Source organism: Pseudomonas sp. 29, from assembly GCF_002754355.1.
Taxonomy (GTDB): Bacteria; Pseudomonadota; Gammaproteobacteria; order Pseudomonadales; family Pseudomonadaceae; genus Aquipseudomonas; species Aquipseudomonas neuropathica.
The window spans coordinates 1156821-1169838 of the sequence record NZ_PEEY01000001.1 but is presented as its reverse complement, the minus strand read 5'-3'; the positions used below and the strand labels follow the sequence as shown (position 1 = coordinate 1169838).

Genomic DNA, 13018 nt, shown 5'->3' with positions numbered 1-13018 from the left:
CGAGCTTGCTCGCGAAGACGGTATCGCATCCAGCATTGATGTGATTGAAAGTCCGCCTTCGCGAGCAAGCTCGCTCCCACAGGGATCTATGTAGTGAGTGAAATGATGTACAGCCTTGAAGACCTGCTCCACCTGATGAACCGTCTGCGCGATCCGCAATACGGTTGCCCGTGGGACATCAAGCAAACCTACGCGACCATCGTTCCGCACACCCTCGAAGAAGCCTACGAAGTGGCCGACGCCATCGAACGCGGCGACTTTGATCATTTGCAGGGCGAGCTCGGCGATCTGCTGTTTCAGGTCGTGTATTACAGCCAGTTGGCCAAGGAAGAAGGGCGCTTCGAATTTGCCGGGGTGATCGACAGCATCACCCGCAAGCTGATCCGTCGTCACCCGCACGTGTTTCCCACCGGCGATCTCTACGCGCCGCTGGATGTGCCGCGCTTGAGCGAAGAACAGGTCAAGCAGCGCTGGGAAGAGATCAAGGCTGAAGAGCGCGCGGAGAAATCTGCCGCGCCCGAGCAACTGTCACTGCTCGATGACGTGCCGGCAACGTTGCCGGCATTATCGCGTTCGGCCAAGTTGCAGAAGCGCGCAGGCCAGGTCGGTTTCGACTGGCCGGACGCCTTGCCGGTGCTCGACAAGGTGCGCGAAGAACTTGATGAAGTCCTCGAAGCCATGTCCGAAAACGATCCTGTAGCCGTGGCTGACGAGATCGGCGATCTGCTGTTTTCCGTGGTCAATCTGGCCCGGCATCTGAAGGTTGACCCGGAAACGGCATTGCGTGGCGCCAACGGCAAGTTCGAAAGACGTTTCCGATTTATCGAACAGGCATTGCGCGACACCCACCGTCCCATAGAAGATTGCACCCTCGAAGAGTTGGACGCCCTGTGGGGTGAAGCCAAACGTCAGGAAAAGAATTTGCCCGGCTGCGGCTGAGCCACTGCCCAAGTGAGTAAGCACCATGAGTATTTCCCTTCGCGACCAGTTGCTCAAAGCAGGCCTGGTCAACCAAAAGCAGGCCAAGCAAGTCAGCAAGGACAAGCAAAAGCAGCAACGTCTGGCGCACAAAGGTCAGATCGAGCTGGATGACTCGCAGCAGCGTGCCGCCCAGGAAGCCATGGCCGAGAAGGTCAAGCGTGACCAGGAGCTGAACCGTCAGCAGAAAGAGAAAGCCGAAGCCAAGGCGCGTGCCGCTCAGGTCAAACAACTGATCGAAGTCTCGCGTCTGCCGAAGCTGACCACCGAGGACTACTACAACTTCGTCGATGACAAGAAGGTCAAGCGTATCTCGGTCAACACACTGATGCGCAACAAGCTCAGCAGCGGTTCGCTGGCGATCGTGCACCATGCCGGCGGCTACGAAGTGATCCCGCGTGAAGCGGCCCTGAAGATCCAGGAGCGCGATCCACAGCGCATCGTCCAGCTCAACGTGCAGACCGAAGAGGTCAGCACCGAGGACGATCCGTACGCGGCGTATCAGATCCCTGATGACCTGATGTGGTAAATCGATAAAGCTGTAATAACGACAAACCCCGCTCATGGCGGGGTTTGTCGTTTTCAATGCTGTGGTTGAATCAGGAGGAGCGGGTTTCGCGTTGTTGCTCTTGCACTTCGAGTTCGGCCTTGTAGTTGTGGGCATCGATCTCGTTGTGGAACATGCCGACCAGCAAGTCTTGTTGATGCACGTCCCAGATGCGGATACCGGCGGCTACGCCTTCGTGGGACATGTGTGAATCGTCGCGTTCAGTTACTTTTACAGTCATCTGCTAGCTCCAAATCTCAAGTTATCTGCAGCAAGGCGTGTGCAGGACTCTTTTATATGATTTGTTAGCTTGCTAAGTAAACGCTTGATTTGCGCAAGGTGTTATTGCGTTTTTTGCAACAGTGCTGCAGCCCGCGTAATCCGCGACATTCGGTCGCAGGGGGCAAAGTTTCATGACAGAAGTTTCATTTTCAGAAGCGCCGAAACCCATTGTGGGAGCGAGCCTGCTCGCAAATTCAGTGGGTCAGACGACGATAGGATGACTGGAATATCGCATTCGCGAGCAGGCTCGCTCCCACAGGGTTTTGCGGTGTACCTGCTATTTTCTTCGGGCAAAAAAACGCCCCGAACCAGTCGGGGCGTTTTCATGTGTGGCTCAAGCGGGGGGAATTACTTGCCTTCCCAGCGCTTCAGTACCAGCGTGGCGTTGGTGCCGCCGAAGCCGAAGCTGTTGCTCATCACAGTGTTGATGGTGGCGTTTTCGCGGGTCTTGGTCAGCACCGGCAGGTCGGCCACTTCAGGGTCCAGCTCGTCGATGTTGGCGGAACCGGCAATGAAGTTGCCTTCCATCATCAGCATGCAGTAGATCGCTTCGTGAACGCCGGCGGCGCCCAGGGAGTGACCGGACAGGCTCTTGGTCGAGCTGATCGCTGGTGCCTTGTCGCCGAACACTTCACGCACACCTTTCATTTCCGCGACGTCGCCGACCGGAGTCGAGGTGCCGTGGGTGTTCAGGTAGTCGATCGGCGTATCAACGGTGGACATCGCCATCTGCATGCAGCGGATCGCGCCTTCGCCACTTGGGGCAACCATGTCGTAGCCGTCGGACGTTGCGCCGTAGCCAACGATTTCGGCGTAGATCTTCGCGCCACGGGCCAGAGCGTGTTCCAGTTCTTCAACCACGACCATACCGCCACCGCCGGCAATGACGAAACCGTCACGGTCAGCGTCGTAGGCACGGGAAGCTTGTTCCGGGGTGTCGTTACGCTTGCTGGACAGAGCGCCCATCGCGTCGAACAGGAACGACTGGCTCCAGTGCTCTTCTTCACCGCCACCGGCGAAAACGATGTCCTGTTTGCCCATCTGGATCTGTTCCATGGCGGTACCGATGCAGTGAGCACTGGTGGCGCAGGCAGATGCGATGGAGTAGTTCAGGCCTTTGATCTTGAATGGCGTGGCCAGACAAGCGGAAACGGTGCTGCTCATGGTCCGCGTTACACGGTACGGGCCAACGCGCTTGACGCCTTTCTCGCGCAGGATGTCCAGCGCTTCCATCTGGTTCAGCGTGGAAGCACCACCGGAACCAGCGATCAGGCCGGTACGCGGGTTGGACACTTGCTCTTCGGTCAGGCCGGAGTCAGTGATGGCGTCTTTCATGGCCAGGTAGGCGTACGCGGCTGCGTGGCCGACGAAGCGATAGATCTTGCGATCGATCAGTTCTTCAAGGTTGAGGTCGATGGAGCCGGAAACCTGGCTACGCAGACCCATTTCAGCATATTCCGGGTTGAACCGGATGCCAGGGCGGCTTGCACGCAGGTTAGCGGAGACGGTCTCTTTGTCATTGCCCAGGCACGAAACGATGCCCAGACCAGTGATAACGACGCGGCGCATGCGAATAACCCTTAGAAGTTGTCAGTGGAGGTGAACACGCCGACGCGAAGGCCTTCGGCGGTGTAGATTTCGCGACCGTCGACAGTCACCGAACCATCGGCGATGGCCAGGTTCAGCTTGCCCTTGAGGACGCGTTTGATATGAATGTTGTAGGTGACTTTCTTGGCGGTCGGCAGCACCTGACCGAAGAACTTCACTTCGCCTGAACCCAGCGCACGGCCACGGCCCGGCAGGCCTTGCCAGCCCAGGAAGAAACCGACCAGTTGCCACATGGCATCCAGACCCAGGCAGCCCGGCATCACCGGATCGCCTTCGAAGTGGCACGCGAAGAACCACAGGTCAGGGTTGATATCCAGCTCGGCGACCAATTCACCTTTGCCGTACTTGCCGCCTTCTTCGCTGATCAGGGTGATGCGATCGACCATCAGCATGTTCGGGGCGGGCAGTTGCGCGTTACCTGGGCCGAACAGCTCACCGCGACTGCAGCGCAGCAGATCTTCCCGAGTAAAGGCGTTTTGTTTGGTCATGCGAGCTCCTCAATAATCCCATGCGGCAGGTGGGGCAAATCTTCCCGACCGTTCGAAGCGTTCATGCCTCGAACCGGCAGCCTACTCATAGACTATTGCGTTGTGGTGAAAGTCACAGCACCAAGGACATGAATGTACACTTGTGCACTGAAATTTTTATTCAAGCCTCTTTTGAGGCTCGTTCGGGTGCCTAAGACTGCCGCACTTTCGCTTTTCACGCCAGTCGCAGATGGTCGAAAGGCCCACACTACGACACCCAGCGCTGCAGAATCTGCTGCAGATCATTACGTTTGAACGGCTTCGCCAGATAATCGTTCATCCCCGCCGACAGGCAGGTTTCCCGGTCGCCCTGCAAGGCGTTGGCGGTCAGCGCGATGATCGGCACTTCGCTGCGTCCGGGTAGGCAACGGATCTGTCGGGTGGCCTCATAGCCATCGATGATCGGCAAACGGCAATCCATCAGAATCACTTCAAAGTCGCTGCCCTCGGCGCTGCGCACGGCTTGTGCGCCATCGGTAGCAACACTGACAGTAAAGCCCAGACTGCGCAGCATCGCTTCAATAACGGTCTGGTTCACTGGATTGTCTTCGACCAGCAAGACATTGCGCCCTTCACCATGCTCTTTGCCGTTCAGTGCACGCGGCGCAGCCAGGGGCGGCAGCGCCTGCTTATAGAGTGCCAGGGGAATTTCCAGAGTGAATACCGAACCGCGACCTTCCTCGCTCTGCGCGCGCAAGGTGCCGCCCATGCGTTCGGCCAATGTACGTGCGATCGGCAGACCGAGACCGGTGCCGCCATAGCGCCGTGAAATCGAACTGTCGGCCTGCTGGAAGGCGTTGAACATCAGCTCCAGACTTTCAGAAGAAATACCGATGCCGCTGTCACGCACCGAACAGGTGAACCACAGCAATTCGTGATCCAGCGACTGCCACTGCGCCTCGATGCTGACCCGGCCCTGTTCGGTGAACTTCAGTGCATTGCCGACGAGGTTGACCAGAATCTGCCGGATCCGCGTCGGATCGCCCTGCACCTGCAAACCGCGCATGTCGTCCGGGATGCGCAAGTTCAGCGCCAGACCCCGCTGCACCGCGCTGTGCTGGAACGACTGGGCGCAGGCGCCGATCAGTTCGGCGAGGTTGAACGGGATGTGCTCCAGTTCCAGCTCGGAACGTTCGATGCGCGAGAAGTCGAGAATATCGTTGATGACTTTCAGCAGGTGTTCGGTGGACTCCGAGGCAAGGGCGGCGTATTCGACCTGCTCCTCGGTCATCTCGGTGGTTTCCAGCAGTTGCAGCATGCCCAGCACGCCGTTCATGGGCGTGCGCAGTTCGTGGCTCATCATCGCCAGAAAGTCCGACTTGGCGTTGTTGGCCTTTTCCGCCTCTTCGCGGGTCTGAATCAGTTGCGCCATGGCTTGATGCTGCTCACGGCTGGCCTGTTCCAGCGCTTGGGCGAGGTTGTTGATGTGCTGCGACAGCGCGCCCAGTTCGGTGTCATCGACAATCGGCAGCGGGGTTTTGTAATCGCCGTCCTGAATCGCCTTGACCGCATCGCCGATGTCGCGGATCGGCTGCGACAGGCTGCCGGCCAGGCGTCGTGCCAATACGAAGGTGAAGAGCAGGGCGAACAGCGCGAGAATCCCGGCCTTGAACAGAATCTCCTGCTGGCGCTGGCTGAAGGCATCGTTGGATAAGCCAACGATCACTCGGCCCAGATAGTCCTCGCTGGCCCCGCCGTTGCTGACCTTGCCGTCCTGGAAGAAATCATTGTGCAGGGCGATGCGTTGCAGGCGCACCGGTGCCTGAAACACTTCAACCTGATGCGGGCGACTGTGCGCGGCGGCGGGCTGTTCGACGTACACCAGAATCCGGTTGGCGCTGTCCTGTATTTCGAGAAAGCGCACGTTGGGCGTGGCCAGTGTCGCTTTGAGCAGGCTTTCCAGCACTTCGTTATTGCCGGAAATCACCCCGTATTCAGTGGCGGGTGCCAGTTGGTTGGCGATCAGTTGGCCGGTGTGGTTCAGCTCCTGGCGCAGATCCTGAATGCGCACAAAGGTAAAGAAGCTGATCAGCAACAAGGTCAACAACAGCGCCGGGCCCAGACTGATCAACTGGGTGCGGGTGTTGATGTCCCAACGGCGACGAAAACTCATGGACGGCGTTCTCCTTCAGCCAGCGCTTGGGCGACAGACGCTTCATTTAGCGGCTCGATCCCTAGGGAACGAGCGACCTGCGCATTACTTGAGACTTTAAAGCGTGCGGGGTAGAGCGTTCGCGGCCAACTGGCCGGCGATTGGTCGAGCAAATGATCGAGCACGGCCAGCCAGTCGTTCTGATCGCTGTAGGTACTCGCCAGGCTGCCGGCGCGGACGAACGCCACGTTGGGACCGACCAGCGCGACTTGCCGTGAATAGCTGCTGAGCAGCAGGTTTTTCGCGGTTTTCGGGTTGTAAAGATCGGGGTCGTCGAGGCCGAGTAACACATCGCTGTTCTTCAGCACGGTTTGCAGCGGGCGGCTGTCGTGGATGTTGTCCCAGCGCTGGCTGACGATTTGCAGGTTCAGTGGTTCGGCGGCGAGATTGAGTTCCTTGAGGAGGAATTCGCTGTGTTGATCGAAGAGCACGCCGATCCGCTGGGCCTGGGGCAGAATGCGTCGGATCAACTGCAACTGGCGGCTCAGCGGTGGATCACTCCACAGCAAACTCAGGTGCGCCGGTTGCGCGCTGCCGAGGCGCTGGCGCGCTTGCAGACGACTGATGCGCAGCACCAGCGTTGCCGGGCCTTGGGGGTCTTGCAGGCGCCAGTCGAGGCTCGGCAGGTCGAGCAGAATCAGGCGCAGACTGGCAGGCAGTTTTCCCGGTGCCGGCAGACTGGCCAGCGGCTGGAAACGCACGTTGTCAGTCGGACGCAGTTCGCTGAGTGCCTGGACGAATGCTTGCACGCCGGGACTTTCCTCGGCACCGGTCAACAGAATATCGGCGGCTTGCACCGCCATGCCATGAAGCCATGCGGTCAGAAACAGGCAAACCCCGGCCAGCCAGTGGCCAAGGGTTGGCAGCTTCCGTGACGGCCGGTAGCGCATCCTAGAACTCCAGCTCAGCGCTGAAATACATCACCCGACGCTCGTCGTAATTATTGTCGACGAAGGTGGTCGGCTCATGGTCGAGGCGCTGTTGCAGCACGCCGGCCAGTTGCAGCTGGGCTTTGCCCAGCGGGATGCGTTTGGCGATGCGCGTGTCGACCCGCTCGAAACGGTAGCCATTGAGCGCGTTGTCGCCGTAATAGAAGAGGGCGCTGTTCCAGCCATGGCCCCAATCGCGCAGCCAACCGGCCGAACCGCTATTGCGTGAGGTGAATTGTTGATCCAGCGGATTGCTCGCTTCGGCATCGACGAAGGCGTAGGTGAACCGCAAGCGGTCGGCCAGGCTCACGCGCCAGTCGAGCTGGGTTTCGGTGCCACGAAACCGCGAGCTGTTGGCGTTGCTGGCGATGTATTGGTTGTTACGCAGCGGCTCACTGATCATTCCGGTGATCTCGTCGTAGAACAGCTTCACATCCAGGGCCAGGCCCAGCTCGGCGAAGTAGCCGTTGTAGCCCAGCTCCCGCGAGCGCATGTGCTCCTGATCGAGATCGCCCGGGCCGCGCGTCTTGACGAAGTACCGCGCCGACGACTGGCCGTAAGCCGAAGGCCGCAGGTTGCTGACCTGATAGCTCCAGTTGACGTTGTTCTCGAACATGTCCGGCGAGCGGATCGCTTCCGAGTAAACCGCGCGCAGGCCGTGGCGCGGGTTGATCAGGTAATTGACGGCGAAGCGCGGCGTCAGCGAACTGCCGATCAGTTGCGTGTCTTCAAACATCGCACCGCCCTGCAACAACCAGTGTTCAGTGGCACGCCATTCCAGTTGGCCGAACGCGCGCCACGTGGTGTCGTCCAGTGTGCCGTTGAAGTAGGTTTCGGAGTCGGCGCGGTCGTAACGATAGTTCATACCGCTGACCAGACGCAGGCTGTCGGACAGGCTGAGGGTGTCCTGCACTTCGAGGTCGTAACGCGATTCCCGTGCGCTCTGGTCGATGTCGCCGCACAGGGTGCGGCTGGCGCCGTTACGCCATTGCTCGAGCACCTGATTGGCCAGAGCCATTTCCTGCGGGGTGCCGGGCGCAGCGCCGGGGCCGGTGAAACGGGTGATGTTGCGCGCCAGGCGTTCGGTGTAATTCGGGTTGAGTTGCCACAGTTGCGTCAGTTCGGGGCTGAACGACACCTCGGCATCGCAGGCGCGCCAGGTTTGCTGACGATCCCAGTGTTGCGCCGAGCCTTGTATATAAAGGCTGTGTTCGGGGTTGATGTCGAGGTTCCAGCGCACCGAGCCGGCGTAATCCTTGGCGACCACGTCGGAGTTGTTCCCGGCGGCAGTAATCCCGGAAAACACCGGACGATAGGTGTACGGCCGCTGGTTGCTGCCGTCCTTGGCGTTGACCTGCCAGTCGAGGCTCTGGTTATCGCTGAGGGTGTGGCTGACCGCGAGACTGAAACGGTTCAAGCGCCGGCTGTCACGGTAATCGGCGCCGCTGCGATCGCTGTCGAAGCCGTCGTCTTCTTGCCCGGACAACGACAGACGCAAGTCGCCGCCATTCCAGCCGGTGCCCTGGCTGGCGTAGAAATCGTTGATGCCGCGCTGACCACGGGTGTACTTCAGCCGCGTACCGTGGCTGTCCATCGGGTTTCGCGTGATGATGTTGACCACCGCCATCAGCGCGTTGGCGCTGTAGCTGACAGTGTTGGGGCCGCGAAAAACTTCGATGCGCTCGATGTCTTCCATGGCCACCGGAATATCGCTCCAGTCCACCGTGGACAAACCGGCGCGGTACACCGAGCGACCGTCGATCAGCACCTGCATGCGCCGCGCTTCGCTGGCGTTGGTGCCGTGGTAATTGACCGCCGCTTGATTGCCGCTGATGTTGCCGACCATCATCCCCGGCACCAGTCGCAGCAGTTCGCTGATATCGCGGGCACCGCTGGCGTGGATCAGTTCGTTGTCAATTACGGTCATGCTTCCCGGCACTTCCGCCGGTGTCTGCTTCAGGCGCGTGGCGGTCAGCACCTGGGGCAGTGCTTCGTTGTCCATGAACAGGTCGTCCGCCATTAATACCGGGCTGAACAGCAGCGCCAGTAAGACGGACGAACGCGGGGACGCAGAGCCAAAAGACACGACACAACCTTGATAGCGAAGAATTGGCGCGCATGTTAACCGAGGGCAGCGACATTTCCAGTCACGTTGCAGGCATTTTCCTAGGTTTTATTGGTCTTCTTCCTACAAGTGTCGGTAATTGTTGCTGGGGCTGGCCGCGCGTTGGCCGCCCCGTATAATGCCGGCATCGCCACTGGTATGGATTAACGGATTGCATATGACTGAACAGCGCCCGATTGCGGTCCTGGGAGGCGGAAGTTTTGGTACCGCCGTGGCCAATCTTTTGGCCGAGAACGGCCATCAAGTCCGGCAGTGGATGCGTGACCCCGAGCAGGCCGAGGCCATCCGGGTCAATCGCGAAAACCCGCGTTACCTCAAAGGCATCAAGATTCTGCCGGGGGTGACTGCCGTCACCGACCTGCAGGAAACCCTCGACGCCTGCGATCTGTGCTTTGTCGCGCTGCCGTCCAGCGCGTTGCGCACGGTGCTTGCCGCTCACGCCGAGCGGTTGAGCGGCAAGATGCTGGTCAGCCTGACCAAAGGCATCGAAGCCCAGACCTTCAAACTGATGAGCCAGATTCTCGAAGAAATCGCCCCGCAGGCGCGCATCGGCGTGTTGTCCGGGCCGAACCTGGCGCGCGAGATTGCCGAACACGCACTGACCGCCACCGTGGTCGCCAGCGAAGACGAAGAACTGTGTAAAGCCGTGCAAGCCGCGCTGCACGGTCGTACCTTCCGCGTTTACGCCAGTGCTGACCGTTTCGGTGTCGAGTTGGGCGGAGCGTTGAAAAACGTTTACGCGATCATCGCCGGCATGGCGGTGGCGCTGGAGATGGGCGAGAACACCAAGAGCATGCTGATCACCCGGGCACTGGCGGAAATGACCCGTTTTGCCGTGAATCAGGGCGCTAATCCCATGACCTTCCTCGGTCTGGCCGGTGTCGGCGATCTGATCGTGACCTGTTCGTCGCCGAAGAGTCGCAACTATCAAGTCGGTTTTGCGCTGGGTCAGGGCTTGAGTCTCGACGAAGCGGTGTCGCGACTTGGTGAAGTCGCTGAAGGGGTCAACACCTTGAAGGTGCTCAAGGCCAAGTCTCAGGAAGTCGGCGTGTACATGCCACTGGTCGCCGGGCTGCATGCGATCCTCTTTGAAGGACGCACGCTGGAGCAGGTGATCGGTCTACTGATGCGGGCCGAGCCGAAAACCGACGTCGATTTTATTTCCACCAGTGGTTTCAACTGATTCAGCACGGAGCAAGTCATGAACGATCCGAAAACCGAAGCCAAGTACGAATCCATCCTTCTGCGTGTGTTGTGGATGATCGTCTACGTGCTGGTCTGGCAAGTGGCACAGTTCATCCTCGGCGCGGTGGTGCTGGTGCAACTGATCTATCGTTTGATCTATGGCGCCCCGAGCGCCAGCCTGATGAATTTCGGCGACAGCCTGAGCCAGTTTCTGGCGCAGATCGGCCGTTTCGGCAGTTTCCACAGCGACCAGAAACCGTGGCCGTTCGCCGACTGGCCAACCCCGCGTACTCCGGAAGGTGAAGCGCCGCACGCCGTCGCACCGGCACCGCATCCGGTCCGAGATGAGGAACCCAAGCTATGAAACTCTGGGTATTACGTCACGGTGAAGCCGTGCCTTACGGCTCGTGCCCCGACTCCGAACGGGAACTGACCGATCACGGCCGTAAAGAAGTCTTGAACAGCGCGGCCCATTTGATCGGCCAACCGCTGACGGCGATCTACGCCAGTCCTTATCTGCGCGCGCAACAGACTGCGCAGATTGTTCGTGAGGCGCTGGGTTTCGAGCCGGAGATTCGCACGGTCGATTGGCTGACGCCGGAGACCGACCCGGACAAGGTCACCGATCAACTGGTGTCGGTGAGCAACGTCCTGCTGGTCAGTCACAACCCGCTGGTGGGCAATCTGCTGAGTTATCTGCAACATGGCGCCGGGTATCCGCCGGAGAAGGTCAGTACTGCCGGGTTGGCTGAGCTTGAAAGCGCAGAGCTGCTGATCGGCTCGATGACCCTCAACAGCCTCAAACATCCATAACGCTGGTTCCTTGTGGGAGCGAGCCTGCTCGCGAAAGCGGCGTGTCATTCATCATTTATGTGTCTGACAGCCTGCATTCGCGAGCAGGCTCGCTCCCACATTGGTTTCTGCGTAAACCATGAAATTATTTGTGTGAATTTTCCAACCAAGCACTTGCTTGGTTGACTACGCTTGCTCCAGACCCAAAAAACAGGAGCGAGTCGCATGTCTGCCGCCTTCCGTTTGCCGCTGGACGTGTTCTACGAACGTGAAGCCCGGCACCCGCGCCAGCGCTTCCTCGTGCAGCCCATTGGCGGCGGCCAGGTCGAGACGCTGAGCTGGGCCGACGTCGGCCATCAGGCCCGCTGCGCCGCACATTGGTTGCGTGCGCGGGAGTTGCCGCAGGGCAGCCATATCGCCCTGATCTCGAAAAACTGCGCGCACTGGATCATCGCCGACCTGGCGATCTGGATGGCCGGGCACGTCTCCGTTCCGCTGTATCCCAACCTCACCGCCGACTCTGTCGCGCAAGTGCTCAATCACTCGGAAAGCGTCCTGGCATTCATCGGCAAGCTCGACGACTGGCCGGGCATGTCCAAAGGCGTGCCGGCGGATCTGCCGACCATCAGCCTGCCACTGCACCCGCCCGGGGATTTCGATTTTACTTGGGCCGACTTGCAGCGCAGTTCGCCGATTCAGGATGATCCCCGTCCGGCGGCCGAGCAATTGGCGACGATCATTTACACCTCCGGCACCACCGGCCTGCCCAAAGGCGTGATGCACAGTTTTGCCAATCTCGGTTTCGCCACGACGCGCGGCACGCAACTGTTCGGGCTTAACGAGAACGATCGATTGCTCTCGTACTTGCCGCTGTGCCACGTCGCCGAGCGCATGTTCGTAGAACTGGCGTCGATCTACACAGGGCAGACGGTTTTCTTCGCCGAGAGCCTTGAGACCTTCATCACTGACCTGCAGCGAGCGCGGCCGACCGCGATGTTCGGTGTGCCGCGCATCTGGACCAAATTCCAGATGGGCGTGTACAGCAAGATCCCGGCAAAACGTCTGGATTTTCTTCTCGGTCTGCCATTCATTGGCAAGCGCGTTGGTCACAAGGTACTGGCAGGCCTGGGGCTGGATGCTTTGCGCGTGGCGTTATCCGGTGCCGCGCCGGTGCCGCAGACCTTGCTCGCCTGGTATCAGAAACTTGGCCTGGATGTGCTGGAGGTCTACGGCATGACCGAGAGTTGCGGCTACTCGCACATCTGCCTGCCGGGGCAATACAAGCAGGGTTGGATCGGCAAGCCGTGCCCGGCTGTCGAAGTACGCATCGATGAGTCGGGCGAGGTGCAGGTGCGCAGTCAGGCGAACATGCTCGGCTATTTCAAGGAACCGCAGAAGACCGCCGAAACGTTGACCGAGGACGGCTTTCTGCGCACCGGTGACAAGGGCGAACAGGATGCTGAAGGGCGCCTGCGCCTGACTGGCCGACTCAAGGAGATCTTCAAGACCAGCAAGGGCAAATATGTTGCCCCGGCACCGATCGAAAATCGCTTGGCCGTGCATTCGCGGATTGAACAGGTGTGTGTGGTAGGGGACGGCCTAAGCGCGCCACTCGGCTTGTGCGTCTTGTCGACGGTCAATCAAGAGGAGGGCCGGGCGAGCCTGCATTCGAGCCTGGAAAAACTCCTCGAAGAGGTCAACGCCGTGCTCGACAAGCACGAACGCCTGCGTCGACTGGTGGTGGTCAAGGACAGTTGGGCGGTGGAAAACGGCTTCCTCACGCCTACCCTGAAGATCAAGCGCAACGTCATCGAAGACACCTATGGCGCGCGTTTCGAAGAATGGAGCGAGCGCAGCGAGGCGGTGCTGTGGCAGGATTGAGCGCCCACTAAA

12 protein-coding genes are annotated in these 13018 nt (G+C 59.7%); 6 read left to right on the top strand and 6 right to left on the bottom strand.

Features of this window, described 5'->3' with window-relative positions:
* Window positions 1-105: 105 nt before the first annotated feature.
* The gene (mazG, locus tag CLU80_RS05475) at window positions 106-939 is read left to right on the top strand and encodes a nucleoside triphosphate pyrophosphohydrolase (protein ID WP_007917475.1); all 834 of its coding nucleotides are present in this window, start codon (window positions 106-108) and stop codon (window positions 937-939) included.
* A gap of 25 nt (window positions 940-964) precedes the next feature.
* Entirely contained in the window at window positions 965-1507 is a 543-nt protein-coding gene (locus CLU80_RS05470; protein ID WP_016987455.1) for a DUF2058 domain-containing protein, read from the top strand.
* 70 nt (window positions 1508-1577) lie between these two features.
* Here CLU80_RS05470 and CLU80_RS05465 read toward each other — a convergent pair whose 3' ends face one another.
* The 6 genes from CLU80_RS05465 to CLU80_RS05440 all read right to left on the bottom strand — a co-directional run bounded on the left by CLU80_RS05465 (window position 1578) and on the right by CLU80_RS05440 (window position 9109).
* Window positions 1578-1766 carry a hypothetical protein gene (locus tag CLU80_RS05465; RefSeq protein ID WP_077574113.1) on the bottom strand — a complete coding sequence of 63 codons (189 nt, stop codon included), beginning with the start codon at window positions 1764-1766 and terminating at the stop codon, window positions 1578-1580.
* A gap of 389 nt (window positions 1767-2155) precedes the next feature.
* The gene (gene fabB / locus CLU80_RS05460) at window positions 2156-3376 is read right to left on the bottom strand and encodes a beta-ketoacyl-ACP synthase I (RefSeq protein WP_007968959.1); all 1221 of its coding nucleotides are present in this window, start codon (window positions 3374-3376) and stop codon (window positions 2156-2158) included.
* A gap of 11 nt (window positions 3377-3387) precedes the next feature.
* Window positions 3388-3903 (bottom strand): 3-hydroxyacyl-[acyl-carrier-protein] dehydratase FabA, encoded by a 516-nt coding sequence (gene fabA / locus CLU80_RS05455; RefSeq protein ID WP_003227150.1) that lies wholly within the window; start codon window positions 3901-3903, stop codon window positions 3388-3390.
* 247 nt (window positions 3904-4150) lie between these two features.
* Window positions 4151-6055 (bottom strand): ATP-binding protein, encoded by a 1905-nt coding sequence (locus CLU80_RS05450; RefSeq protein WP_093442229.1) that lies wholly within the window; start codon window positions 6053-6055, stop codon window positions 4151-4153.
* A complete protein-coding gene (locus tag CLU80_RS05445) occupies window positions 6052-6984 on the bottom strand; it encodes an ABC transporter substrate-binding protein (RefSeq protein WP_099756927.1) in 933 nt (310 codons plus the stop codon). Before CLU80_RS05445 ends, CLU80_RS05450 begins: the two co-directional genes overlap by 4 nt.
* A 1-nt stretch (window position 6985) precedes the next feature.
* Window positions 6986-9109 carry a TonB-dependent receptor plug domain-containing protein gene (locus tag CLU80_RS05440; RefSeq protein ID WP_099756926.1) on the bottom strand — a complete coding sequence of 708 codons (2124 nt, stop codon included), beginning with the start codon at window positions 9107-9109 and terminating at the stop codon, window positions 6986-6988.
* Between the two features lie 196 nt (window positions 9110-9305).
* Between CLU80_RS05440 and CLU80_RS05435 the strand changes: the two genes are divergently transcribed.
* The 4 genes from CLU80_RS05435 to CLU80_RS05420 all read left to right on the top strand — a co-directional run bounded on the left by CLU80_RS05435 (window position 9306) and on the right by CLU80_RS05420 (window position 13006).
* The gene (locus CLU80_RS05435) at window positions 9306-10331 is read left to right on the top strand and encodes an NAD(P)H-dependent glycerol-3-phosphate dehydrogenase (RefSeq protein WP_090285290.1); all 1026 of its coding nucleotides are present in this window, start codon (window positions 9306-9308) and stop codon (window positions 10329-10331) included.
* Window positions 10332-10349: 18 nt separating this feature from the next.
* A complete protein-coding gene (locus CLU80_RS05430) occupies window positions 10350-10697 on the top strand; it encodes a DUF4389 domain-containing protein (protein WP_008087808.1) in 348 nt (115 codons plus the stop codon).
* Window positions 10694-11146, top strand: coding sequence for a phosphohistidine phosphatase SixA (gene sixA / locus CLU80_RS05425; protein WP_099756925.1), 453 nt, complete (start codon window positions 10694-10696; stop codon window positions 11144-11146). The genes CLU80_RS05430 and sixA overlap by 4 nt, the downstream gene beginning before the upstream one ends.
* 204 nt (window positions 11147-11350) lie before the next feature.
* Window positions 11351-13006: an AMP-binding protein gene (locus CLU80_RS05420; protein ID WP_099756924.1), complete on the top strand. Its 1656-nt coding sequence runs from the start codon at window positions 11351-11353 to the stop codon at window positions 13004-13006.
* The last annotated feature ends 12 nt before the right edge of the window (window positions 13007-13018 follow it).

What these genes read in the sequence shown, in the direction of transcription:
- mazG (WP_007917475.1), top strand. Translation starts at nt 106, where the DNA reads ATGTACAGCCTTGAAGACCTGCTCCACCTGATGAACCGTCTGCGCGAT.
- CLU80_RS05470 (WP_016987455.1), top strand. Translation starts at nt 965, where the DNA reads ATGAGTATTTCCCTTCGCGACCAGTTGCTCAAAGCAGGCCTGGTCAAC.
- CLU80_RS05465 (WP_077574113.1), bottom strand. Translation starts at nt 1,766, where the DNA reads ATGACTGTAAAAGTAACTGAACGCGACGATTCACACATGTCCCACGAA.
- fabB (WP_007968959.1), bottom strand. Translation starts at nt 3,376, where the DNA reads ATGCGCCGCGTCGTTATCACTGGTCTGGGCATCGTTTCGTGCCTGGGC.
- fabA (WP_003227150.1), bottom strand. Translation starts at nt 3,903, where the DNA reads ATGACCAAACAAAACGCCTTTACTCGGGAAGATCTGCTGCGCTGCAGT.
- CLU80_RS05450 (WP_093442229.1), bottom strand. Translation starts at nt 6,055, where the DNA reads ATGAGTTTTCGTCGCCGTTGGGACATCAACACCCGCACCCAGTTGATC.
- CLU80_RS05445 (WP_099756927.1), bottom strand. Translation starts at nt 6,984, where the DNA reads ATGCGCTACCGGCCGTCACGGAAGCTGCCAACCCTTGGCCACTGGCTG.
- CLU80_RS05435 (WP_090285290.1), top strand. Translation starts at nt 9,306, where the DNA reads ATGACTGAACAGCGCCCGATTGCGGTCCTGGGAGGCGGAAGTTTTGGT.
- CLU80_RS05430 (WP_008087808.1), top strand. Translation starts at nt 10,350, where the DNA reads ATGAACGATCCGAAAACCGAAGCCAAGTACGAATCCATCCTTCTGCGT.
- sixA (WP_099756925.1), top strand. Translation starts at nt 10,694, where the DNA reads ATGAAACTCTGGGTATTACGTCACGGTGAAGCCGTGCCTTACGGCTCG.
- CLU80_RS05420 (WP_099756924.1), top strand. Translation starts at nt 11,351, where the DNA reads ATGTCTGCCGCCTTCCGTTTGCCGCTGGACGTGTTCTACGAACGTGAA.